Here is a 22,071-nt window from a genome sequence, read left to right on the forward strand (position 1 = left end):
TTCTTGGGCGTGTTCGAAGGCCTCAGGTCAGGCTGCAACGCCCTTGTTGGGATTCAACAAGAACTTCTCACCGGTAGCCTGCTTGCCATAAACCCCGATCGCATCGAGCTGCAGCATCTCCACCAGCGACACCTCGCGCGTGTACTTGCTGGCAAACGTCGTCTTCAATTCGGCGACGACCCGTGCCTTCAGGCGCTGCGTACCGGCATCGCCGAGCTTCCCGAGGAACGGGAACAGCAGCCACCCGCCCATGCCCCACGCCATGCCGAAGTTGCGCACGAATTCGGTGGGAGAGCGATCAAGGCCGCCGTAGATGTACACCTGCTTGTGCGTGGTCGAGCCGTAGCGGCTGTATTCCTTGGCGGTGCGGTTCAGCGCCGCTTCCATGCAGCCGAGGATCTGCCCGGCGAGCTTGCCGCCGCCGGTGGCGTCGAAGGCCAGCGTGGCGCCGGTCTCCACCAGTGCCTGCGCGAGGTCTTCCAGGAAGGTGGGCGAGGTCGCGTTGCACACGTATTTCGCGCCCAGGCCGCGCAGCAGGTCTTCCTGCTCCTGCTTGCGCACGATGTTGACGAGCGCGATGCCGTCCTTCTGGCAGATCTTGTTGAGCATCTGGCCCAGGTTGGACGCGGCGGCCGTGTGCACCAGCGCCTTGTGGCCCTCCATGCGCATGGTCTCGACCATGCTCAGCGAGGTCAGCGGATTGACGAAGCAGGATGCGCCTTCGGCCGGCGTGGTGCCGTCCGGCAGTTCCAGGCACTGGGCGGCGGCGAGGCAGCGGTATTGCGAGTACATCGCGCCGCCGATGGCCGCCACGGTCTTGCCGAGCAGCGCCTGCGCGGCCGGCGACGATCCGGCCTTGACCACCACGCCCGCGCCTTCGTTGCCGACCGGCATCGACTGGTCGAGCCGCGCCGCCATCGCGGGGAGCGCGCGCTCGGGCACGGTGGCGGTGACGACCGGGCGCTCGGGCGTGCCCGAGGCCTTGGCGGTGCTCATGTCGGCGGCGCCGAACAGTAGGCCCAGGTCCGACGGATTCAGGGGCGACGCCTCGACGCGGATCACCACTTCGTGGGCCTGCGGCTCGGGGATCGGATCGTCGTGCAGAGAGAGTTCGAGTTCGCCGTTCGCGCGAACGAGGGAGCGGATTTGGAGTGCCATGGAAGAGCCCTTCGTGAAGCTTCGCAGATGGCCATCGGCCACGGGGCGGCCAGTATAGGAGCGGGGTACGGAAGCCGCTGGCGCCTTCAGGACACCACGGGAATCACGGGGGCATGCGCCAGCGCGCGGCGCATCTTCGCGGGGTCGAGCCGCTCGATGTAGCGCGGGATGTTGCGCCACAGCGTGTGATAGCCGTAGCCGCCGCGCAGCATCTCGTGGCGTGCGCTGTCCTTGTCCCAGTCCTGCACGGCCATGCGGTAGACCGCTGCGATCACGCCGGTGCGGTCGGCGCCGTGCATGCAGTGGATCAGCACCGGGCCCTGCTTCTGCGCCTCGCGGATGGCGAGCAGCGCGCGCAGCACCTTGGCGTCGTCGATGGACCAGGTGTTGATCGGCACGCGCACCAGCCGCATGCCGGTGCCGGCGAACACCTTCTTGTCGTCGTTGAACGAGCGCAGGCTCACCACGGTGCGGATGCCGAGCGACCGCAGCGCAGGCATGTCGGCGCGCCGGGGCTGCGCGCTGCGGTACAGCGTGGGCGTGATGCGGTGCAGATTCTCCACCCGCAGTTCGTCGAGCGGGTCGGCCCAGTGGCCGGGGCGCGTTTCGTGGTCGTCGCCGCCAGCCGCGCTCATGGCTTGCGCTTCCAGTGCCGCACCGTGAGGATCAGCAGCGCCACCGCGAGGCCGCCCCAGTAGTCGACCGGCGCGCCCCACAGCCAGTGCTTGTGCCAGAACGCGTCGACCGGGTTGAAGCGCGCCCAGCCGAAGGCCGGGTTGATGATGAACCAGAGAAAGTCCTCGCAGACCCAGAACACGATCAGCCCCGCCACCGCGAGCCCGACGTTGCGCCATGTCCAGCGGCCGTTGAAGGCCAGCGGCGAGAAGAACACCAGCGCCATGAAGGTGAACACCCATGCGTGGTAGCCCGTCATCGCGCGGCCGCCCCAGAAGATGTCGAGCCAGATGCTGTTCTCGATGCGCCAGGTCGGCAGCGACGTGGCCCAGCCGGCGCCGCCTTCGATCTGGATCTCGGCATTGGCGAAGAAGAAGGCCATGACGGCCACCCAGGCGAGATAGCCGAGCGTGCGGCCCACGCCGGTGTTTTCGGTGTCGCGGCTCATGCGGCGCTGCCCGACAGAACGTGTTGCAGCACCGCGCGCGCCGCCTGCGGCTTGCCCAGCGCGCGGCTGCGGGCGGCCATGTTCGCGAGCTTGGCGGTGTCGGCCATCAGGCGCGCCACTTTGTAGTCGAGGCCGATGGCGTCGTAGGCCAGCCATGCGGCGCCTTCTTCCATCAGGAAGCCGGCGTTGTGCTCTTCCTGCCCGGGGATGGGCGAGATCAGCAGCATCGGCTTGCCCAGCGCCAGGCATTCCGACACCGTGAGCCCGCCCGGCTTGGTGACGACGAGGTCGGACGCGGCCATCATCTTGTGCATTTCGTTGGTGAAGCCGACGGCGACCACGCGCCCCGGGTGGCGCCTGGCCAGCGCCTCGAGCTTGCCGTATGCCTCCACTTTGCGGCCCGCCACGGCAATGACCTGGAAGTTGCCTTCCCCGCCGAGGCCGAGCACGCGCTCGACCATGCTCGGCAGGTCGCCCACGCCCGCACCGCCCGAGGCCATCAGCAGCACCGGCCGCGAAGGATCGAGGCCCAGTTCGGCCGCGCAGGCGTTGCGCGCGAGCGCCGGTGCATCGGGCTCGGAGAAGGCCGGCATCACGGGGATGCCGGTGACGTGGATGCGGTCCGCCGGAATGCCGCGCGCCCGCAGGCGGAAGGCCACTTCTTCCGTGGCGGCAAGGTAGCCGGTCATGCCCGGCACGAGCCACATGTTGTGCAGGTCGTAATCGGTGATCTGCAGCCACACGGGGTAGTCGATGCGGCCGCGGTTGCGTTCGCGCATCAGCAGTTCCGCGGGCAGGAAGTGGGTGCAGATGACGGCGTCGGGCTGCTCGCGGCGGATTTCCTTCACGAGCGCGCCGGTGCTCAGCCGCTCGATGCCGCGGCGCAGGCGTTGCGATGGTGCGTGGTGCGGCGTGGTGTCGGTGCGCTGGTGCAGGTAAGACCACAGCTCGGGGGCCCGGTTCACGAGCTGGATGTACCAGTCGGTGTAGACCTTGCGAAAGCCGCCGGCCACATGGGCCATCGCATCGATGTGGACCGCCGTGCAGGGCGGGGCGAGGGTCTGGGCGGTGGCGGCAAGCGCCTGTGCTGCACGCACGTGGCCGTTGCCGGCGCTCACGCTGAGGATCAGGAGTTTGGTCATGAAATCCGGGATTTGCGCGGATTATGGCGATGCCTTGTGGCAGTGCTTTTCCAGCTGTTGTTCAGGGCTCGCTCACGCCGACGGGGTACCTTGCTCCGCGAATGTCCCCCGGCCTGCGGCCTCCTCCTTTATTTCGCTGGGCAAGGCACCCCATCGGCGTGATCGTTCAGAGCACCTGTTGATTGAGCGGCACGACGGCAGCGCCCGTTGTGCACAGGGCGTCGGGTGCTCCCCGCAGCGAAATAAAGGAGGAGCCCGAAGGGCGGGGGACATTCGCGGAGGGGAGTACCCGGTGCCCTGTGCACCCGCCCTGAACGAATGAACGAATGAACCAAAAGCCTAAAGAGGCGCCCGAGAAGTGATGAACTGGTTCACCCCCGCAGCAGCCCGCTCGCGAACAGCATCGAAAGTGGTGCTCTCCACGATGCGCCCGTTCTCGAACACCGTCTGCAGCAAGTCGGCCTGGCCTGCCGCCAGCGTCTCTTCACGCACAGTGCTTTCGACGCCGTTCGCACCGCGCACCAGCGCAAGACGCCCCTTCTTCGAAGCCTTGCCCATGTCCCCCACGGGCGACTTGTACACGTCGCGCCACTCGCCGTTCACCTGCATCGCCGAGCACTTCATCGCCCACTGCATCGTGTCGCGGTTGACCTGCTGCAGCAGCCCGCCGCCCATGCCGAAGGAGATGTTCTCCGTCGAGAAACCGTTGTGGAAGAAGTTCGACAGGCACAGCCGCAGCGAATCGAGATTCACGCCGTCGCCCTGGATGATGCGCACGTTGTTCAGCACGCGGAAGCCCTTCGCGTTGGTCGTCGTGCCGAAGCGCTCGGCCAGGATCTGCGCCACCTTCAGCGTGGTCTCGGCCGGGTCGCCCGAGTCCGGCCGCACCACCAGCGTCGCGCCCGAGGCCACCACCTTCGCCTTCAGCTCGCCACCCCAGATGCGCGCGCAGGCATTGAAGATGTCGTAGCTGTCGCTCACCACCGCAAAAGTGGCGCCTGGCTTGCCGAACTGGTCGACCATGTTGCTGTACGCATCGGCTTCATGCTCGTGGCCCCAGCCCGTGATGGTGCTGTGCTCCGCCGCGGGAATCGAGAAGCCCGCCACGTCGCAGTCGTAGTACCGGCGCGCCGCGACCAGCGCAGCGAGCGTGTCGGTGCCCATGAAGTTCACCAGGTGGGCCATGCCGCCGAGCGCGGCCGATTCGAGGCTCGACACGCCGCGCGCGCCGAAGTCGTGCAGCCGGAAGGCGATCTGCCCCTGCGGGTCGTCGCAGGTCGCTTCCAGGTAGCGCAGCAGCGTGGTGCGCGCGGCGGCCGACAGCGTGGCCACCGTGGTCGGGTACCAGATGGCGCGCAGCAGCTCGGTCTCGAGAAAGCTCGTCACCCAGAAGAACTCGGGGTCGGTGTTCTCGATGGTCGCGAGCACGTTGTGCACCGGCGTCACGCTGCCTTCGGGCACGGCGCGGATGCGCACCGGCATCAGCCCGCCGTGCTTCTCGATCAGCCGCAGCCAGCCTTCGCGGTTGAAGGGCTCGCCGTGCGCGGCCATGAGCAGGGCGGCTTCTTCCACGTCGTCGCGCGTCACCGGCGTCTGCAGGTATTCGCGCAGGTAGGCCTGCAGGCCGAAGAACAGCGAGTGGCTGAAGATGCCGCCGCGCGACTCGATGTAGCTGTACACCGTCTGCGTGCCGGGCGGGTACTGCATCCAGTGCGACACCTTGTAGGAGTCGGTGCGAAGCAGCAGGTTGTTGCCCAGGGGCGAGGAGGTGAGATTGCGGTTCATGTGAAAGCTCCTTTCACTGTGGCACCCGTCAACCGGGGCCGTTCTTGCTGACAAAGCCTGGTCGTTCAGTTCTTGCCCAGGCCACCCAAAAAATGATTCGCGATGAAGAAGTGGTCTTCGTAGATGCGGTCCTGCATGTCGAGGAACTCGGCAATGGGCACCCAGCGCACCTCGGCCGCGTCGTCGTCGGCGCGCACTTCCGAAAGGCCGGTCCACTGGTTGTGCGCCAGCTCGAAGAAGAAGCCGTGCGTGATGGTGCGCCCGCGCTGCGAGCGGTCGGGCGCGTCGAACACATGGCTGGCCTTCATGCTGCCGTTGAGCACGGGCACGGGCACCTTGAGGCGGGTCTCTTCCTTCAGCTCGCGGATGGCCGCGTCCTGCAGCCGCTCCTGCTGGCCGACGAAGCCGCCGGGCAGCGCCCACGTGCCCTTGCCGGGATGGAACTTGCGCTGCACCAGCAGGATGTGGCCGGCCTCGACCACGACGGCGTCGACCGTGGTGTAGATGGGCGGAAAGTCGCTGCCCGCGTAGCGGTACTTGTCGCGGTAGTCGACGAGGAAGGCGCGCTCTTCGCAAAGCTCGGCGTAGTCGGCGGTGCGGGTGAACTGGTCGAGGAACGCGGCCGTGCCGTCGGGCAGGTCGGCGCGCGCGAGCTGCCCGCGGTTCTCGGGGTCGAAGTAGAGGCTGCGCACGTCGGTGGCGTTGAGGCTCTCCACGCTGTTCTGCCCGACGAACTCCCAGTGCGGGAACATCTTCAGGTAGTAGCTCGATGCGTCCTTCAGGTGTCCCACCAGCGCCACCCTGGCCTTGGCCGGTGCATGGCCGTCCTGCGCGATGAGCCGCTCGACTGCCGACTGGATCGACGCGATCCAGATCTGGTCGTTGTAGGGCGAGTCGCCCACGCCGACCACGCTCACGCGCATCTGGTCGCTGCTGCGCAGGCAGGCGCGCACCATGCGTTCGCGTTCGTCGAAGGTGAAGGGGTTCTTGACGCTGCGCGGCTGCCGGTCGGAGCCGACCACCACGATGACCCGATCGGCGGCGCGCGAGGCCTCTTCGATGAGTCGTTGATGTCCGAAATGAACGGGCTGGAAGCGCCCGATGACGATGGCGTACTGGTACTTGCGTGCGTTTTGCGTGTTCACTTGGGAATCCCCCAAAAAGGGCGCGATCAGCTCGCGCTTGCGTTCAGGATAGCATCGGTGCCGCACATTGATCAAGCCTTCCGATGACCGAGCCCTCTTCTCCCCCCGCAGATGCCGTGCGCCTGAACAAGCGCATGGCCGAACTGAAAATGTGCTCGCGCCGCGAGGCCGACGAATGGATCGCCAACGGCTGGGTGAAGGTCAACGGCAGGCCGGCCGAGATGGGCGTGAAGGTCACGCCGTCCGACCGCATCGAGATCGACAAGGCCGCCAGGGGCCAGCAGGCGAACCAGGTCACCATCCTCATCAACAAGCCCATCGGCTATGTGAGCAGCCAGGCAGAGGACGGGCATGAACCGGCGGTCACGCTGTTCACGCCGCAGAACCGCTGGGCCGAAGACAACGCGCGCTTCTTCTTCAGCCCGCAGCAGCTGCGCGGCCTGGCGCCGTGCGGCCGGCTCGACATCGACTCCATCGGCCTGCTGGTCATGACGCAGGACGGCCGCATCGCGCGCCAGCTCATCGGCGAAGACTCGGTGATGGAGAAGGAATACCTGGTGCGCGTGGCCTACCACGGCCTGGGCCAGCCCGCGCCCACCGGCCAGCTGGTGCGCATGGACGACGACGACCCCGTCACGACCAACGTGCAGGCGGTGTTTCCGCCGGCCATGCTCGCGAAGCTGCGCCACGGCCTGAGCCTCGACGGCCAGGCGCTGAAGCCCGCGCGGGTCGAATGGCAGAACCCCGAGCAGCTGCGCTTCGTGCTCACCGAAGGCAAGAAGCGGCAGATCCGCCGCATGTGCGAACTGGTCGGCCTGAAGGTGGTGGGCCTGAAGCGGGTGCGCATCGGCAAGGTCATGCTGGGCAACCTGCCGGTGGGGCAATGGCGATACCTGGCGCCGCACGAGAAGTTCTGAGCCTGCGCGCGCTGAACCGCGCCACGCTGGCGCGGCAGATGCTGCTGGCGCGGCGCAGCCTCACGGCGACGCAGGCCGTCGAGCGGCTGGCCGGTCTGCAGGCGCAGGCACCCAACCCGCCCTACATCGGCCTCTGGAGCCGGCTCGAAGGCTTCCGGCGCGAGCAGCTGACCGATGCATTGCACAAGCGGCGCATCGTGCGCATGTCGACCCTGCGCGGCACCCTGCACCTGATGAGCGCGCGCGACGCGCTGGCATGGCGCCCGCTGCTGGAGCCGGTGCATCAGCGTGGCCTGCAGGGCAGCAATCACAAGAAGGCGCTCGACGGCATCGACCGCGCGGCGGTGGTCGAGGCCGGACGCACGCTGCTCGCCGAGCTGCCGCGCACCGGCGCCGAACTCGGGCAGGCCCTCGGGCTGCGCTGGCCGGGCCGCGAGAGCGCCTCGCTCGCCGCGCTGATCCGCAACAGCCTGCCGCTCGCGCACCTGCCGCCGGCGGGCACCTGGAACTCGCACCAGAGCGCGCTGCTGCAGCCCCTTGGCGACTGGCTCGGGGATGCGGCGGCCGATGCCGCTCCCGCCACCCAGGACGACCTGCTGCTGCGCTACCTCGCCGCCTTCGGCCCCGCCACGCTGGCCGATGCCGGCGCATGGTCGGGCCTCACCGGCTGGAAGGCCGTCGCCGAGCGCCTGCGGCCCCGGCTGCGCGTGTTCGTGGGCGAAGACGGGCAGGAGTTCTTCGACCTGCCCCGCGCGCCCCGGCCCGACCCCGGCACGCCCGCGCCGCCGCGCCTCGTGGCCGAGTGGGACAACCTGCTGCTCTCGCATGCCGATCGCGCCCGCGTGCTGAGCGAGGCGAACCGTGCGCGCGTGTTCACCGCCAACGGCATCGTGCGCGGCACGGTGCTGCTCGACGGTTTCGTGGCGGGCGTCTGGAAGATCGAGCGCGAGAAGAAAAAGAACATCGCCGCCGTGCTGCTGGAGCCCTTCGCACGCTGGTCGAAGGCCGACCGCGCCGCGGTGGAGAGCGAGGCCCTCGGCCTGCTGGCCTTCGCGTCTGACGGCGAGGGCGAACGCCACGCCGTGCGCATGGCCTGAGCATTGCCGCGGCGCGCCGTTGCCCCGCGCGATTGCCCCCGCGATGCACCCGCCGCCTAAGCTGCGTCTAAGTATTCCCACCTACTCTGCGCCACGGCGCAGGCTCTTCCGATCATCCCGGTCGCGTGCTACCTTGCGGCCGAAGGAGTCGCCGCAATGCGCGTTCTGCTGGTGGAAGATGACGAAATGATCGGGCGCAGCCTCAAGCAGGCGCTCGAGGGCGCGGGCTGGTCCGCGGATTGGGTGCGCGACGGCGAGCTCGCGCAAAGCGCCCTGGGCGACGGCGGCTACACCTGCGTGCTGCTCGACCTCGGCCTGCCCAGGCAGGACGGCACCGAGGTGCTGCGCCGCGCCCGCGAACGCGGCGACGCCACGCCGGTGCTGGTGCTCACCGCCCGCGACGGCCTCGACGACCGCATCCACAGCCTCGACCTCGGCGCCGACGACTACCTGCTCAAGCCCTTCGAATTCCGCGAGCTGCTCGCGCGCATGCGCGCCGTGGTGCGGCGGCGCGACGGCGCCGCGCATTCGCTGGTCGGCAGCGCCACGCTGCAGCTGGACCTCACCACGCGCGAAGTGGTGGTCAACGGCGAGCGCGAAGCGCTCACCGCGCGCGAGTTCGCGCTGCTGCACGCGCTGCTGGAGCGCCCCGGCGCCATCCTCTCGCGCGAACAGCTGGAGAACCGCATCTACGGCTGGGGAGAAGAGGTCACCAGCAATGCGATCGACGTGCTGATCCACGGCATGCGCCGCAAGCTGGGCGCCGATGCGATCCGCAACGTCCGCGGCCTGGGCTGGCGCGTGGTTGCATGATGAGGCGCGCCCCCAAGCTTCGCGCACTTCGTATCGCTGCGGCGTTTCGCGAACGGACCCGGGGCCCATGACCGGCGCAGACCGTGGCAGCGGCCGCTGGTGGCGGCCGCATTCGCTGCGCACGCAGCTGCTGCTGTGGCTCATCACGCTGCACCTGGGCGCCGCGGTGCTGACGGCGTGGTTCTCCTTCGTGGCCTACGGCAACCTCGTGCACAACGCGCTGGACGACCAGATGCGCCTGGTGGCCGAGTCGTACGCGGGCAGCGACCCGCTCAAGATCCCGCGCCCCATGGACGGCGAGGCGGCGTTCTCGCGCGGCGCCTTCATCGTGCAGATATGGAGCCCCGACGGCCACACGCTGCGCGCCAGTTCGTGGCCGGTGCTGGCGGTGCCGCTGCAGTCGCGCGCGGGCTTCAGCGACGTGAGCACGGGCGCGCATTCGCAGTCGAGCTGGCGCGTGTTCACCGCCGAGCCCGGCCCGCGCGCCGACCAGCCGCGCGTGCAGGTGCTGCAGAACGAGGACTACCGCCGCCGCCGCGCCCTGCGCCGCGCATTGCTCGAAGGCCTGCCGATCACGCTGCTGCTGCCGCTCGCGCTGCTGATCCTGTGGATCATCGTGTCGGCCGCCTCGCGCTCGCTGCGCGCGGTGGCGCGCGACGTGGCCTCGCAGGACGAGCGCAGCCCCACCGAGCTGTCGCTGTCGCGCGTGCCCGAGGAGATCGCACCGCTGGTGGGCGCCTTCAACAACCTGCTGTCGCGCGTGCGCAGCGCCTTCGCCACGCAGCGCCGCTTCGTGCAGGACGCGGCGCACGAGCTGCGCACGCCGATGGCCGCCATCGGCCTGCAGATCGAGAACCTGCGCGCCCACGTGCCGGCCGGCGAGGCGACCGAGCGCTTCAACCAGCTCGAAGCCGGTGTCACGCGCGCGCAGCACCTGATCGAGCAGCTGCTCAACCTGTCGCGCCAGGACGCGCCGCAGCGCAGCACTGCCGGCGAGCGTGTCGACATCGAAGTGCTGCTGCGCGAGAGCGTGAGCCAGCTCATGGTGCTGGCCGATGCGCGGCGCGTGGACATCGGCTTCGAGGGCGGCATCGCGGCAGTGGTGGTGGCGCCAGCGGCCGAGCTGCGCAGCGTGTTCGACAACCTGATCGACAACGCGCTGCGCTATGCGCCCGAAGGCGGCGTGGTCGACGTGAAGCTGCACCAGTTCGGCGGCCATGCGGTGGTCGACGTGCTCGACAACGGCCCCGGCATTCCCAAGGCCATGATGGGCCGCGTGTTCGACCGCTTCTTCCGCGTGCCGGGCGCGGCGGCGGGCGGCAGCGGCCTGGGGCTGGCCATTGCCCGCACGGCGGCGGAGCGGCACGGCTTGCGCATCGAGCTGCACAACCGCGAAGACGGCCCGGGACTGAGGGCGCGCGTGCATCTGCCGCCGTCGCCGGCCGCGCCTCTTTCGCACTGAGTGCGAAGGCCGGCGCGCGGCGCGCTCACTCATCCGCGCCTAACTCTTCGCTCACGTTCAACTCAGATGGCGTGCCTAGAGTGCGTTCAGGTCCTGCCACGCGCAGTTCGCGCGATGGCACGAGGCCGGAGACAACATGCCCTCAGGAGAACACACCATGCGTACTTCCCTCAAGCTTCTCGCCGTCGGTTCCCTTGCTGCGCTGGCAGCGATGGGCGCGGTTACCGCATCGGCCGAAACCACCGATGGTTCGGACTTCCATCCGCTGCAGATGAACTCGCCCACGAACCCCGATGTGCAGGCCGGCGCGATGGCTGCTGCCCGCCCGAGCGGCACCGAGCCGATCGGCCAGTCGACCAGCGCACCCGCGATGAATTCGACGATGCCGGTGGCCGACATCCAGGCCGGCGCCTATGCGGCGTCGCACCCGACCGGCACCGAGCCGATCGGGCAATCGACCTCGCTGCCGATGGTGAAGTCGGGCAGCGGCAGCTGAGCGCCGTCGCGCCGATGATGGCGCCCGCGACGGGCGCCTGTTCGCGTTCGCTGCGGCTTTGTGTATCTGCAGCAGGATGCCGCGTTCGCGGGCTGCGCGTTCCGTCACGTTTTCAGGGCGTGACCACGATCTTTCCGAACGGTCCGCGCGCGAGGTGGTCGAGCGCGGCGGGCAGCGCATCGAAGTCGTAGCGCGCCGCGATGACCGGCCTGAGCGCGTTCACGTCGATGGCGCGCACCAGGTCTTCCAGCGCGCGGCGGTGGCCCACGCCGATGCCTTGCACCGTGGCGCGGCCCAGCACCATGGCGTAAAACGACGCGCTCAGGGTCTCGCCTTCGAGCATGCCGATGATCGACACGCGCCCACCCTGCCTCAGCGCCTGCAGAGAGCGGTCGAGGTTGGGTCCGCTCGCGAGTTCGAGCACATGGTCGGCGCCGCGGCCTTGCGTGAGCCTGCGCACTTCGGCCGGCCAGTCGCCGTCGCGCGCCAGCACGTGCGAGGCGCCCAGCGCCTGCACCTGCGCGCGCTTGCTCTCGCTGCCCGTGACCACGATGGCCTGCGCGCCATGCATCCGCGCGATCTGCAGGCCGAACAGCGCGACGCCGCCGGTGCCGTGGATGAGCACCGTCTCGCCCGCGCGCAGCCCCCCGGTCTCCGCCAGCGCGAACCAGGCGGTGAGGCCGGCGCAGGGCAGGGTGCTGGCTTCGGCCAGGCTCAGCGTGGCGGGCGCGGCCACGGCCCAGTCCGCGTCGATGCACACGTGCGAGGCCAGCATGCCCGGCCCCGGACCGCCGAACAGCGTGGCGCCGGCCTGCCAGTGGCTGTCGATCCAGCCGCCCCAGAAAGTATTGACCACGCGGTCGCCCACCGCGAAGCGCGTCACGCCCTCGCCGACGGCCACCACGGTGCCCGCCATGTCGGAGCCGGGCGTGAAGGGCAATGCGAGCGGCATGCCCATGCCGTCGCGCACCATCAGCAGGTCGCGGTAGTTGAGCGCCACCGCGCCGACCTGCACCAGGATCTGGTTCGCGCCCGGCGCGGGCAGGGGCGCTTCGGCCTGTTCGAGGTTGGCGTGGCCGAGCACCGGCAATTGCCAGCGGCGCAGCATTCGAGCTTCTTGCATGAGGGGACTCCGGGGAAAAAAGAGCGTCCATGCTATTGACGATTGCTGATATCCAGTGGTGGATAATTTTCGCTTTAATGGTGCTTGAAAGTATCCAATGGGTCAGCGTCTCCAGGGCATCGAAGAATTCGTGGCGGCGGTGGAAGCGGGCAGCTTTGCGCTGGCCGCGCAGCGCCTGCACGTCACGCGCTCGGCCGTGGCCAAGAGCATCGGTCGGCTCGAGGCGCGGCTGAACACGCGGCTCTTCCTGCGCACCACGCGCAGCCAGAGCCTCACCGAGGAAGGCCACGGCTACTACGAGCGCTGCCGCCGCGTGCTGGCCGAACTCGAGGCGGCAGAGGCCATGGCCGACGCGGCGCGCAGCACCGCCTCCGGCCTGGTGCGCCTGAGCATGCCCGCGATGCTGGGCCGGCTGAAGGTGGGGCCGCTGCTGCTGACGCTGGCGCGGCGGCATCCGCAGCTGTCGCTCGAACTTTCGTTCAACGACCGGCGGGTGGACCTGGTGGAAGAAGGGCTCGACTTGGCCATTCGCAGCGGCGAACTGGCCGATACCGACGAGCTCGTCGCGCGGCCCGTCGGCACGCAATGGATGGCGCTGTGCGCCGCGCCCGCGTACCTGGCCGAGCGGGGGCATCCGCGCGGCGTGGCCGAGCTCGTGGCGCCGCACGAGGCGGTGTTCTACGCGCGCGACGGGCAGGTATCGACCTGGCGCTTCCATGCGGGCGAAGGCGGCCTCGCGGACATGGTCGAGGTGACGCTGCCGTCGCGCCTGCGCTGCGACAGCGCCGAGGTGCTGCTCGAGGCGGCCATCGGCGGCATGGGCCTTGCGCGCCTGCCGGCCTGGCTGGCGGCCGATGCGCTCAATGCCGGCACGCTGGTGCGGGTGTTCGACGAGCCGCGGCCCTTCGGCTTTGCGCTGAACGTGATCCGCTCGCGCAGCCGCTACCTGCCGCTGAAGACCCGCGTGGTGATCGACTGGCTGGCCGAGCACCTGCCGCCGCTGCTGGCCGCACGCTGAAAACCCTGCGCCGCCGCGCGACGCGGCGCTATCCTGCGGCTTCCTGCCATCGCACACCGAGGAGACCCGCCGCATGCGCCCATTCGCCATTCCACACACCGCAGCCGCCGTCGCATGCACGGCCCTCGTGGCCACGGCGGCGCTGCTGGGCGCGTCGAACGCGGCCGCGCAGGGCACCGTCAACGCGCTGTGCAGCACCGACGCTGGCTGGTGCGAGGCCGCCGCCGCGGCCTTCACGCGCGAGACCGGCATCAAGGTGCAGCAGGCCCACAAGGGCACCGGCGAAATCGGTGCGCAGCTGCGCGCGGAAGCTGCCAACCCCAAGACCGACATCTGGTGGGGCGGCACCGGCGATCCGTTCCTGCAGGCCGCCGAGCAGGGCCTGCTGGAGCCCTACCGGCCGGCCTACATCAACGACCTGTACGACTGGTCGGTGCGCCAGTACGCGATGTCGCAGAACATGGTGGGCGGCTTCTACACCAGCGCCATCGGCTTCGGCTTCAACACCGACCTGCTGAAGAGAAAGAAGCTGCACGAGCCCAGGTGCTGGGCCGACCTGGTCAAGCCCGAATACAAGGGCGAGATAGAAATATCGCACCCCGCCTCCAGCGGCACGGCCTACACCATCATCGCGGGCCTGGTGCAGCAGATGGGCGAGGACCAGGCCTTCGATTACCTCAGGAAGCTGCACCGCAACGTGACCAGCTACACCCGCAGCGGCCAGGCGCAGGCGCCCAACGTGGCCAAGGGCGAAGTGGCCATCGGCGTGAGCTTCATCTTCGGCTTCGAGCGCTGGCGCTACGACAAATTTCCCGTGAAGACCGCCGCGCCCTGCGAGGGCACCGGCTACGAGATCGGCGGCATCGCCCTGGTGAAGGGCGCGCGCAACAAGGAGAACGCCAGGCGCTACTACGACTGGCTCATGAGCCCCGCGGGCCAGTCCATCGGCGGCAAGGCAGGCAGCCTGCAGTCGCCGGCCAACAAGACCTTCAAGCCCGACCCGCGCATCCCGTCGATGGCCGACGTGAAGCTCATCAAGTACGACTTCGAGAAATACGGCAAGGCGGCCGAGCGCAAGCGGCTGATCGACCGCTGGACCCGGGAAGTCGAATCCCAGCCGAAATGACGAAGGAGCCTACGAGCAGGCTTTGTTGTGGGAGGCGTGCATGCCCTTGGCCTTGGCATCGGCCTCGCTCAGGTACTCGCCCTTCTTGGTCTTGCCGTAGTAGCGGTCGCCCATGCAGTGGTAGACCTTGGTCTCGTCGTTGGCCCACACCTTGCCGGCACCGCCGCCGGGCGCGGCGGCCATCTTCGTGGGGTCGGGCGCGCCGGGGGTCTTGGTGGCCGTGCCGGTGCTCGGCGCGACGCCGGTCTTGCCGACATCGGCCGACTGGGTCTGCACGGCCGGAGCCGCGGCAGCGGCGTTTGCTGCGGGCGCCGCGGCCGCGCCCTTGCCGAACCACGTCTTGATGCCCTTGTGCCCGCGGCAGGCGCCTGACCTGGTGTCGGGTGACGCATAGCTGCCGTCCTTGCATTGCACGGTGGTGCCGGCCGGCGCGTCGGCCGGCACCTGGGCCTGCGCCGCGAAGGCGGCCAGGCCGAGGCAGGCGGCGATCCACAGCGTCCGGGGATTCTTGTTGTTCATGCAAAGCTCCTGGTGGGTTGGAAACGAGGGCAACCCCGCAGCTTTGGCGATCAATCCCAGCGGGAGCTGACCTGGCGCAGCCCCGCCGCGCACCTCGACCGGCAGAATTGCCGTTCGACGCCATGCCCGGCGCATCGGAAATCGGATTTTTTGGAGATGCCGGGTGCGGTACTCTTTTGTGTTCCATGAGGCGCCGTGCGCCTACATGGAAGCCATTCGTTTTAATAAAAATACGAAGTGCATCAGTCCCGAGGCTCGGGATGTTGAAGAAGCACACGAACGCCTTACCTTAGAAAGTCGGCACGCCGTCACCTTGCGGGCACCGTGCCGATTTAGAATTTTTTTGACTCGATATTTCTTTTTCCATGGCTGATTCCTCCAACACCAAACTCCCGTTCCAGGCTGAAGTCGCGCAACTGCTGCACCTCGTCACGCATGCGCTTTATTCGAACAAGGAAATCTTCCTGCGCGAGCTGATCTCGAACGCCTCCGACGCGTGCGACAAGCTGCGCTTCGAGGCGCTCGACCACCCCGAGCTGTACGAGGGCCAGTCCGATCTCGACGTGCGCCTGTCCTTCGACAAGGCCGCGCGCACCATCACCATCACCGACAAGGGCATTGGCCTGTCGCGCCAGGAAGCCATCGACAACCTCGGCACCATCGCCAAGAGCGGCACCAAGGACTTCATGAGCAAGCTCAGCGGGGACCAGAAGGCCGACGCTCAGCTCATCGGCCAGTTCGGCGTGGGCTTCTACTCGGGCTTCATCGTGGCCGACAGGATCACGGTCGAATCGCGCCGCGCCGGCCTGCCGGCCGACCAGGGCGTGCGCTGGGTCAGCGGCGGCGCCGGCGACTTCGAGGTGGCCGACATCACCCGCCCCGAGCGCGGCACCAGCATCACGCTGCACCTGCGCGACGACGCCGACGAATACCTCAACGCCTGGAAGCTCAAGCAGATCGTCGGCAAGTACTCCGACCACATCTCCCTGCCCATCCTGATGGAAAAGGAAGAGTGGAAGGAAGGCGAGAACGACCAGCCCGGCGACATGGTGAAGACCGGCGAATGGGAAACCGTCAACAAGGCCAACGCCCTGTGGAGCCGCCCCAAGAAGGACATCACCGCCGAGCAGTACGAAGAGTTCTACAAGAGCATCAGCCACGACTACGAGGCGCCGCTCGCCTGGAGCCACAACCGCGTGGAAGGCAGCACCGAATACACGCAGCTGCTCTACATCCCGGCCAAGGCCCCGTTCGACCTGTGGAACCGCGACAAGAGCGCGGGCGTCAAGCTGTACGTCAAGCGCGTCTTCATCATGGACGACGCCGAGGCCCTGCTGCCCAGCTACCTGCGCTTCGTGAAGGGCGTGATCGACTCGGCCGACCTGCCGCTGAACGTGAGCCGCGAGCTGCTGCAGGAAAGCCGCGACGTAAAGGCCATCCGCGAAGGCAGCACCAAGCGCGTGCTCGGCATGCTCGAAGACCTGGCGAAGAAGCAGAAGACCGGCCCCGAGAGCACCGAAGGCCGCATCGACGTGGGCTCGGGCGAATCGGTGCCCGCACCCGAGCCGACCGAAGCCGTGACCGACGTGGTCGACAAGAACGCGCCCACCGCCGCCGAAGCCGCCGCGAGCGCGGCCGACGAATCGGGCAAGTACGCCAAGTTCTACGCCGAGTTCGGCGCCGTGCTCAAGGAAGGCCTGGGCGAGGACTTCGGCAACCGCGACCGCATCGCCAAGCTGCTGCGCTACGCCTCCACCACCACCGACTCGGTGAGCGTGAGCTTCGCGGACTACAAGGCCCGCATGAAGGAAGGCCAGGACGCGATCTACTACATCACCGCCGACACCCTCGCCGCCGCCAAGAACAGCCCGCAGCTCGAAGTCTTCAAGAAGAAGGGCATCGAGGTGCTGCTCATGACCGACCGCGTCGACGAGTGGGCGCTGAACTACCTCAACGAGTTCGACGGCACGCCGCTGCAGAGCGTGGCCAAGGGCGCGGTCGACCTCGGCAAGCTGCAGGACGAGGCCGAGAAGAAGGCTGCCGAGGAAGCCGCCGAGTCGTTCAAGCCGCTGCTGGAGAAGCTCAAGGAAGCGCTCAAGGACAAGGCCGAAGACGTGCGCGTGACCACCCGCCTGGTCGACTCGCCCGCCTGCCTCGTGGTGCAGGACGGCGGCATGAGCACGCAGCTCGCGCGCATGCTCAAGCAGGCCGGCCAGCCCGCGCCCGAGCTGAAGCCGGTGCTCGAGGTGAACGCCGAGCATCCGCTGGTGAAGAAGCTCGAGGGCTCGGCGCACTTCGACGACCTCGCGAACATCCTGTTCGACCAGGCGCTGCTGGCCGAAGGCGGCCTGCCCGCCGATCCGGCGGCCTACGTGAGGCGCGTGAACGCGCTGCTGGTGTGACCGGCCGGCCGCGCACCGTCCGGACAACGGCCGCCGCGGTTCCCGCGGCGCTGCTGCTCCTCATGGTGGGCGGCTGCTCGCACTATCACGTCGGCATTCCGCTGGTGCCGGGGCTCTCGCTGGGGCTCGGCGCCACGAAGGACGGCAACTTCTCGGTCGGGCTCAACACGGGCTTCGGCCCGCTCGGCGCGGGCGTGGCGGTGAACAACGGCGGGCAGGTGTCGGGCTCGGCCGGCGTCGGTGTCGGCGTGGGGCCGGTGGCCACGGGGATCAGCAAGGGCGCGGTGCTCTACGACCCGAAGGCCGCGCCCGCAGCGCCTGTCGCGCCCGCCTCGACCGTGGCCCCGGCCGCCTCGACCGTGGCCCCGGCCGCCGTCACCGTGACGGCCGCGCCGGGAACGCCCGCCCCCATCCTGTATTCGACGCCAGCGGCGCCTTTCACGCCTATAGCGTCTACTGCGCCTTCAGCGCCGGTCGCGCCCGCGGCCCGGACTGCCGCCGCTCCGGCTGCCCCCGCCAGGCCGCCTCTCTTCAAGATCACGCGACCGCCGCCGGAGCCTGCGGTGAACGTGAGCTACCGCACGCCGGCCGTCGCGGCCGCGGCGGCCTCGGCCCGCGAGGCCGGCACGCCGGGCAATCCCGTCGCGCCTTGATGGCCGCGTTCTTTCAATCATCCGCGCCGCGGAGCGGCGCGAGGGTGCCCCGATGAGTCTCAGCACAGAAGCCGTCCTGGCGCTCGCCCCCGACGACGCGTCGGCCAAGGCCGCCAAGGGTTTGCTCGCACCGGCCAAGTGGCCCACGCTCGCGTTCTCCGACACCGCCGTGTGGGGCGAATGCCAGGGCAGCGGCAGCAAGCCTTACCAGACGCAGGTCGACCTCACGGGCCCGGTGTTCCGGTGTTCGTGCCCGAGCCGCAAATTCCCTTGCAAGCACGGCCTGGCGCTGATGCTGCTGCGCGCGCAGAACGAAGCCGGCTTCACCCAGGGCGACCCGCCGCCGTGGGTGGCCGAGTGGCTCGCCTCGCGCCGCGAAAAGGCCGAGAAGAAAGAAGCCCGCGCCGCCGAACCGCCGGCCGCGGCCGACCCCGCCGCTGCCGCCAGGCGCGACGCGCAACGCTGGAAGCGCATCGAGGCCGGCGCGCAGGAGCTTGCACTCTGGCTCGACGACCAGACGCAGCGCGGCCTGGCATCGCTCGGCAGCGAGCAGCAGCAAGCCTGGAGCGCGATGGCCGCGCGCATGGTCGATGCCCAGGCGCCGGGGCTCGGCCAGCGCATCACGCAGGCGGCCGAACTCATCGGCGTGGGCGAAGGCTGGCCCGCGCGGCTGCTCGACCGGCTCGGGCGGCTGCAGCTCATCGTCGATGCGGTCCCGCGCCGCGAATCGCTGTCGCCCGCCACGCTGGCCGATTTGCGCACCGCGCTCGGCTGGCCGCAGGACCGCGAGGCGCTGCTCGCCGAGGGCGAACGCGTCAGCGACCACTGGCTGGTGCTGGGCCAGTGCATCGACGAGCGCGACACCAAGCTGGTCGAGCGCCACGTGTGGCTGCAAGGCCGCGCGAGCGGGCGCCGCGCGCTGCTGCTCGACTACGCCCACGGCGGGCGCGGCTTCGAGACCGGCTGGGTCAGCGGCAGCGAACGCGCGGCGGTGCTGTGCTTCTATCCAGGCCATGCCTCGCAGCGCGCGCTGGTGGCCGAGCTGCCGTCCGACGCGCCCGCCACGGCTGCCCCCGCCAATGACGTGCCCGATGACGAATGGCAGCGCATGGCGCAGCAGATCGCCGCCAACCCCTGGCAGCCGCTGCTGCCGATGGTGTGGGCCGACGCCGTGCCCAGCCGCGACGGCGACCGCTGGTGGCTGCGCCTCGGCGGCGCGCCGCAGGCGCTGCCGATGCAGATCGCGGCGCAGGAGGCATGGCAGCTGCTGGCGCATTCCGGCGGTGCGCCGCTGCGCGTGTTCGGCGAGTGGGACGGCGAGCAGTTCGCGCCGCTCACCGCATGGCCGATGGGTGCCGTGGCGGGCAGCGCGCCGGTCTGGACGCTGGCGGGAGTGCGGACATGAGCGCAGCGCCGGGCCGCCCCAAGCAAGCTCGCACCGCAGTGCGAAGCACGGAGGTCATCGAATGAGCCACTGGAACCAACTGCTGCAGGCCGCGCTGGTCGGCACCTCGCGCCAGCCCGTGCCGCCGGCCGAAGGCATGGCGGGCGAATTCGCCGGGCTGTTGCAGGCGCTGCAAGGCGGCGAGGCGCAAGGCCGGTTGCTGCGCATGGCGGGTGCCGTCGCGGTCGGGCGCCGCGCGGGCTTCGTCGCGCCGAAGCTGCCGCCGTCCGACGCGCCTGTCGCCGCCGAAGACGAACGCCCCGAACTCAAGGACGCCGCGCTGCAGGCCGCCATCGCCGATGCCCTGTCGAGCGGCCCGCTGCGCCTGCAGCATGAAGGCCTGGCAGCGCTCGCGGCCGCTGGCCTGCGCCTGCCGCACAGCCTGCTGCCCCTGGCGCTCGACGCCGGCCGTCGCGCCGTCGACCTGCGGCCCGCCGTGGCCCCCGCGCTCGGCGAACGCGGTCTCTGGCTCGCGGCGCGCAACGACGACTGGCGCTATGCCGTCGGCGCCAGCGAACAGGCCGACGCGCAGACACGCTGGGACGAAGGCAGCCTCGACCAACGCGTCGCGGTGCTGCGCGAACAGCGCCAGGCCGACCCGGCCGGCGCGCGCGAACGCCTTGCCGCCGAGCTGCAGCAACTGCCCGCCAAGGACCGCGCCGCGCTGCTCGGCGCGCTCGCCGAAAACCTCGGCCCCGACGACGAGGCACTGATCGACGCCCAGCTCAAGGACCGCGCCCGCGACGTCCGCCAGGCCGCCGTCGAACTGCTGCAGCGCCTGCCGCAGAGCGCGCATGCGCAGCGCATCGCCGCCTTCCTCGACCGGCTGCTGAAGCAGGACGGCGCCACATGGCGCATCGACGCTCCCGAAGCCGCCGACGCGCGCTGGAAGGACGACGCCATCGACCCCGCACGCCCCACGCACGACAGCCTCGGCGAGCGCGCATGGTGGCTCTACCAGCTCGTGCGCCAGGCGCCGCTGTCTTGGTGGACCGCGCGCACCGGCATGACGCCGGCGGCCTTGCTCGACTGGGCAGCCGCCGGCGACTGGAAAGACGCGCTGCTGCGCGGCTGGAACGACGCCGTCATCGCCGCCCCCGACCACGACTGGTGCGACGCCATGCTCGACCGTCCGCGCGCCCAGCGCGCCTGGATCGGCCAGCTGCTCGCGCTGCTGCCGCGCGCGCGCCGCGAGCGCCACTGGCTCGCCGAGCTGGGCGCCGAAGGCAACGGCGCGCAGGAAGTCGTGGGCTTCGCCGACCAGGCCTGCGCGCCCGGCGAAACGCCGTCGGCCGAGCTGTCCGCGAGGCTGGCCGCCGCACTGCGCCTGCGCGTGGAGCGCGGCAGCCTCGCCAACGACTACATGCTGCGCCAGGTGCTCACCAGCGCTGCGGCGCTGCTGCATCCCTCGGCGCTGCCTGCGCTGGCCGACCTGCCGCGCGCCGCCGACGAAACACCCGGCACCGCCAACGCGCTGGCCGAGACCGCGCGCATCGTGCGCGCGCGCCGGCTGTTCCTCACCCTTTCATCTACTTCTTCTTCTCCATCCCAAGGCCGTCCATGAGCAATGTCCTGCGCCAGCATGCCGAACAGCAATTCGCCGAAGAACTCGATGCGCTCCAGAAGGTCGACGACCGCCAGCGTCCGGCCAACTGGAAGCTCTCGCCCTGGGCGGTGCTCACCTACCTGATGGGCGGCAAGCTCGCCAGCGGCTTCGAGGTCAGTCCCAAGTACATCGGCAATCCGCGACTGATGGAAATCGCGGTCTCCACGCTCGCCACCGACCGCGCGCTGCTGCTGTACGGCGTGCCGGGCACGGCCAAGTCGTGGGTGTCCGAGCATCTGGCCGCCGCCGTGAGCGGCGACTCCACCATGCTGATCCAGGGCACCGCCGGCACCAGCGAAGAGCAGCTGCGCTACGGCTGGAACTACGCCGAGCTGCTGGCCCACGGCCCGTCCGACAAGGCGCTGGTGCCCAGCCCGCTGGTGCACGCCATGCGCCTGGGCAAGATCGCGCGCGTCGAGGAACTCACCCGCATCCCGGCCGACGTGCAGGACACGCTGATCACCGTGCTGTCCGAAAAGACACTGCCCATTCCCGAACTCGGCAGCGAGGTGCAGGCGGTGCGCGGTTTCTCGGTCATTGCCACCGCCAACAACCGCGACAAGGGCGTGAACGAGCTGTCGAGCGCGCTCAAGCGCCGCTTCAACACGGTGGTGCTGCCGGTGCCGTCCAGCGAGGCGGAGGAAGTGCAGATCGTGGTCAAGCGCGTGGGCGAACTGGGCCGCGCGCTCGCGCTGCCGGCCGAGCCGCCGGCGCTGCAGGAAGTGCGGCGCGTGGTGCAGATCTTCCGCGAGCTGCGCAACGGCCAGACCGAGGACGGCAAGACGCGCATCAAGTCGCCCAGCTCCACGCTCTCCACCGCCGAGGCCATCTCCGTCATCAACAGCGGCATGGCGCTGGCCGGCCACTTCGGCGACGGCGTGCTGCGCTCGGCCGACGTGGCCTCGGGCCTGATCGGCGCGGTCATCAAGGACCCGGTGCAGGACCAGGTGGTGTGGAAGGAGTACCTGGAGACGGTGGTGAAGGAGCGCAGCGACTGGAAGGACCTGTACCGCGCCTGCCGCGAGCAGCTGTGAGCGCGCCG

General features: G+C 69.5%; 20 protein-coding genes. 12 read left to right on the plus strand and 8 right to left on the minus strand.

The genetic code is table 11. The features are described from left to right. Positions 1-27: 27 nt before the first annotated feature. From AC1RVW_RS17955 to AC1RVW_RS17980, 6 genes are all read right to left on the minus strand, one after another. The gene (locus AC1RVW_RS17955) at positions 28-1,158 is read right to left on the minus strand and encodes a zinc-binding dehydrogenase (protein WP_493201514.1); all 1,131 of its coding nucleotides are present in this window, start codon (positions 1,156-1,158) and stop codon (positions 28-30) included. An 86-nt stretch (positions 1,159-1,244) separates the two neighbouring features. Next, complete coding sequence (locus tag AC1RVW_RS17960) at positions 1,245-1,793, minus strand: tyrosine-protein phosphatase (protein WP_493201516.1); 549 nt, start codon at positions 1,791-1,793, stop codon at positions 1,245-1,247. Beyond that, complete coding sequence (locus AC1RVW_RS17965; RefSeq protein WP_106936510.1) at positions 1,790-2,281, minus strand: hypothetical protein; 492 nt, start codon at positions 2,279-2,281, stop codon at positions 1,790-1,792. Before AC1RVW_RS17965 ends, AC1RVW_RS17960 begins: the two co-directional genes overlap by 4 nt. After that, positions 2,278-3,423 carry an MGDG synthase family glycosyltransferase gene (locus tag AC1RVW_RS17970; protein WP_493201518.1) on the minus strand — a complete coding sequence of 382 codons (1,146 nt, stop codon included), beginning with the start codon at positions 3,421-3,423 and terminating at the stop codon, positions 2,278-2,280. Before AC1RVW_RS17970 ends, AC1RVW_RS17965 begins: the two co-directional genes overlap by 4 nt. Positions 3,424-3,762: 339 nt before the next feature. Further along, a complete protein-coding gene (locus AC1RVW_RS17975; protein WP_493201520.1) occupies positions 3,763-5,208 on the minus strand; it encodes a nicotinate phosphoribosyltransferase in 1,446 nt (481 codons plus the stop codon). Positions 5,209-5,273: 65 nt separating this feature from the next. Beyond that, positions 5,274-6,353, minus strand: a complete 1,080-nt coding sequence (locus AC1RVW_RS17980) for a bifunctional nicotinamide-nucleotide adenylyltransferase/Nudix hydroxylase (RefSeq protein WP_106936512.1) — start codon at positions 6,351-6,353, stop codon at positions 5,274-5,276. Positions 6,354-6,436: 83 nt separating this feature from the next. Between AC1RVW_RS17980 and AC1RVW_RS17985 the strand changes: the two genes are divergently transcribed. From AC1RVW_RS17985 to AC1RVW_RS18005, 5 genes are all read left to right on the plus strand, one after another. Further along, positions 6,437-7,270 (plus strand): pseudouridine synthase, encoded by an 834-nt coding sequence (locus AC1RVW_RS17985; RefSeq protein WP_493201522.1) that lies wholly within the window; start codon positions 6,437-6,439, stop codon positions 7,268-7,270. Beyond that, positions 7,237-8,367, plus strand: a complete 1,131-nt coding sequence (locus AC1RVW_RS17990) for a winged helix DNA-binding domain-containing protein (RefSeq protein ID WP_493201524.1) — start codon at positions 7,237-7,239, stop codon at positions 8,365-8,367. The genes AC1RVW_RS17985 and AC1RVW_RS17990 overlap by 34 nt, the downstream gene beginning before the upstream one ends. 156 nt (positions 8,368-8,523) lie before the next feature. Beyond that, positions 8,524-9,180, plus strand: a complete 657-nt coding sequence (locus AC1RVW_RS17995) for a response regulator (protein ID WP_081267495.1) — start codon at positions 8,524-8,526, stop codon at positions 9,178-9,180. A 67-nt stretch (positions 9,181-9,247) separates the two neighbouring features. Beyond that, positions 9,248-10,642 carry a sensor histidine kinase gene (locus AC1RVW_RS18000; protein WP_493201526.1) on the plus strand — a complete coding sequence of 465 codons (1,395 nt, stop codon included), beginning with the start codon at positions 9,248-9,250 and terminating at the stop codon, positions 10,640-10,642. Positions 10,643-10,799: 157 nt separating this feature from the next. Next, entirely contained in the window at positions 10,800-11,138 is a 339-nt protein-coding gene (locus AC1RVW_RS18005; protein WP_106936516.1) for a hypothetical protein, read from the plus strand. Positions 11,139-11,250: 112 nt separating this feature from the next. On the opposite strand, the gene AC1RVW_RS18010 is transcribed toward AC1RVW_RS18005, so the two are convergent. After that, a complete protein-coding gene (locus AC1RVW_RS18010; RefSeq protein ID WP_493201529.1) occupies positions 11,251-12,261 on the minus strand; it encodes a zinc-dependent alcohol dehydrogenase family protein in 1,011 nt (336 codons plus the stop codon). Positions 12,262-12,358: 97 nt separating this feature from the next. Here AC1RVW_RS18010 and AC1RVW_RS18015 point away from each other — a divergent pair, with 97 nt between their 5' ends. After that, on the plus strand, positions 12,359-13,279 hold the full coding sequence (locus tag AC1RVW_RS18015) for a LysR family transcriptional regulator (RefSeq protein ID WP_493201531.1): 921 nt from the start codon (positions 12,359-12,361) through the stop codon (positions 13,277-13,279). 73 nt (positions 13,280-13,352) lie between these two features. Next, complete coding sequence (locus AC1RVW_RS18020; RefSeq protein ID WP_493201533.1) at positions 13,353-14,405, plus strand: ABC transporter substrate-binding protein; 1,053 nt, start codon at positions 13,353-13,355, stop codon at positions 14,403-14,405. Between the two features lie 9 nt (positions 14,406-14,414). Here AC1RVW_RS18020 and AC1RVW_RS18025 read toward each other — a convergent pair whose 3' ends face one another. Next, positions 14,415-14,924 carry a DUF3761 domain-containing protein gene (locus AC1RVW_RS18025; RefSeq protein WP_493201535.1) on the minus strand — a complete coding sequence of 170 codons (510 nt, stop codon included), beginning with the start codon at positions 14,922-14,924 and terminating at the stop codon, positions 14,415-14,417. Positions 14,925-15,289: 365 nt separating this feature from the next. Between AC1RVW_RS18025 and htpG the strand changes: the two genes are divergently transcribed. The 5 genes from htpG to AC1RVW_RS18050 all read left to right on the plus strand — a co-directional run bounded on the left by htpG (position 15,290) and on the right by AC1RVW_RS18050 (position 22,063). Then, positions 15,290-17,326, plus strand: a complete 2,037-nt coding sequence (gene htpG / locus AC1RVW_RS18030; RefSeq protein WP_493201537.1) for a molecular chaperone HtpG — start codon at positions 15,290-15,292, stop codon at positions 17,324-17,326. Continuing rightward, positions 17,323-17,979: a hypothetical protein gene (locus AC1RVW_RS18035; RefSeq protein WP_493201539.1), complete on the plus strand. Its 657-nt coding sequence runs from the start codon at positions 17,323-17,325 to the stop codon at positions 17,977-17,979. The genes htpG and AC1RVW_RS18035 overlap by 4 nt, the downstream gene beginning before the upstream one ends. A gap of 52 nt (positions 17,980-18,031) precedes the next feature. Continuing rightward, positions 18,032-19,384, plus strand: a complete 1,353-nt coding sequence (locus tag AC1RVW_RS18040; RefSeq protein ID WP_493201541.1) for an SWIM zinc finger family protein — start codon at positions 18,032-18,034, stop codon at positions 19,382-19,384. Between the two features lie 61 nt (positions 19,385-19,445). Further along, positions 19,446-20,987, plus strand: coding sequence for a DUF5691 domain-containing protein (locus AC1RVW_RS18045; RefSeq protein ID WP_493201543.1), 1,542 nt, complete (start codon positions 19,446-19,448; stop codon positions 20,985-20,987). Beyond that, complete coding sequence (locus AC1RVW_RS18050; RefSeq protein ID WP_081267506.1) at positions 20,984-22,063, plus strand: ATP-binding protein; 1,080 nt, start codon at positions 20,984-20,986, stop codon at positions 22,061-22,063. Before AC1RVW_RS18045 ends, AC1RVW_RS18050 begins: the two co-directional genes overlap by 4 nt. The last annotated feature ends 8 nt before the right edge of the window (positions 22,064-22,071 follow it).

The sequence above is a fragment of the Variovorax sp. MPBD4-3 genome, from assembly GCF_058809745.1.

Bases quoted from the DNA above. Each gene is read 5' to 3' on its own strand.
- AC1RVW_RS17955 (WP_493201514.1), bottom strand. From the start codon at position 1,158: ATGGCACTCCAAATCCGCTCCCTCGTTCGCGCGAACGGCGAACTCGAA.
- AC1RVW_RS17960 (WP_493201516.1), bottom strand. From the start codon at position 1,793: ATGAGCGCGGCTGGCGGCGACGACCACGAAACGCGCCCCGGCCACTGG.
- AC1RVW_RS17965 (WP_106936510.1), bottom strand. From the start codon at position 2,281: ATGAGCCGCGACACCGAAAACACCGGCGTGGGCCGCACGCTCGGCTAT.
- AC1RVW_RS17970 (WP_493201518.1), bottom strand. From the start codon at position 3,423: ATGACCAAACTCCTGATCCTCAGCGTGAGCGCCGGCAACGGCCACGTG.
- AC1RVW_RS17975 (WP_493201520.1), bottom strand. From the start codon at position 5,208: ATGAACCGCAATCTCACCTCCTCGCCCCTGGGCAACAACCTGCTGCTT.
- AC1RVW_RS17985 (WP_493201522.1), top strand. From the start codon at position 6,437: ATGACCGAGCCCTCTTCTCCCCCCGCAGATGCCGTGCGCCTGAACAAG.
- AC1RVW_RS17990 (WP_493201524.1), top strand. From the start codon at position 7,237: ATGGCGATACCTGGCGCCGCACGAGAAGTTCTGAGCCTGCGCGCGCTG.
- AC1RVW_RS17995 (WP_081267495.1), top strand. From the start codon at position 8,524: ATGCGCGTTCTGCTGGTGGAAGATGACGAAATGATCGGGCGCAGCCTC.
- AC1RVW_RS18000 (WP_493201526.1), top strand. From the start codon at position 9,248: ATGACCGGCGCAGACCGTGGCAGCGGCCGCTGGTGGCGGCCGCATTCG.
- AC1RVW_RS18005 (WP_106936516.1), top strand. From the start codon at position 10,800: ATGCGTACTTCCCTCAAGCTTCTCGCCGTCGGTTCCCTTGCTGCGCTG.
- AC1RVW_RS18010 (WP_493201529.1), bottom strand. From the start codon at position 12,261: ATGCAAGAAGCTCGAATGCTGCGCCGCTGGCAATTGCCGGTGCTCGGC.
- AC1RVW_RS18015 (WP_493201531.1), top strand. From the start codon at position 12,359: ATGGGTCAGCGTCTCCAGGGCATCGAAGAATTCGTGGCGGCGGTGGAA.
- AC1RVW_RS18020 (WP_493201533.1), top strand. From the start codon at position 13,353: ATGCGCCCATTCGCCATTCCACACACCGCAGCCGCCGTCGCATGCACG.
- AC1RVW_RS18025 (WP_493201535.1), bottom strand. From the start codon at position 14,924: ATGAACAACAAGAATCCCCGGACGCTGTGGATCGCCGCCTGCCTCGGC.
- htpG (WP_493201537.1), top strand. From the start codon at position 15,290: ATGGCTGATTCCTCCAACACCAAACTCCCGTTCCAGGCTGAAGTCGCG.
- AC1RVW_RS18040 (WP_493201541.1), top strand. From the start codon at position 18,032: ATGAGTCTCAGCACAGAAGCCGTCCTGGCGCTCGCCCCCGACGACGCG.
- AC1RVW_RS18045 (WP_493201543.1), top strand. From the start codon at position 19,446: ATGAGCCACTGGAACCAACTGCTGCAGGCCGCGCTGGTCGGCACCTCG.
- AC1RVW_RS18050 (WP_081267506.1), top strand. From the start codon at position 20,984: ATGAGCAATGTCCTGCGCCAGCATGCCGAACAGCAATTCGCCGAAGAA.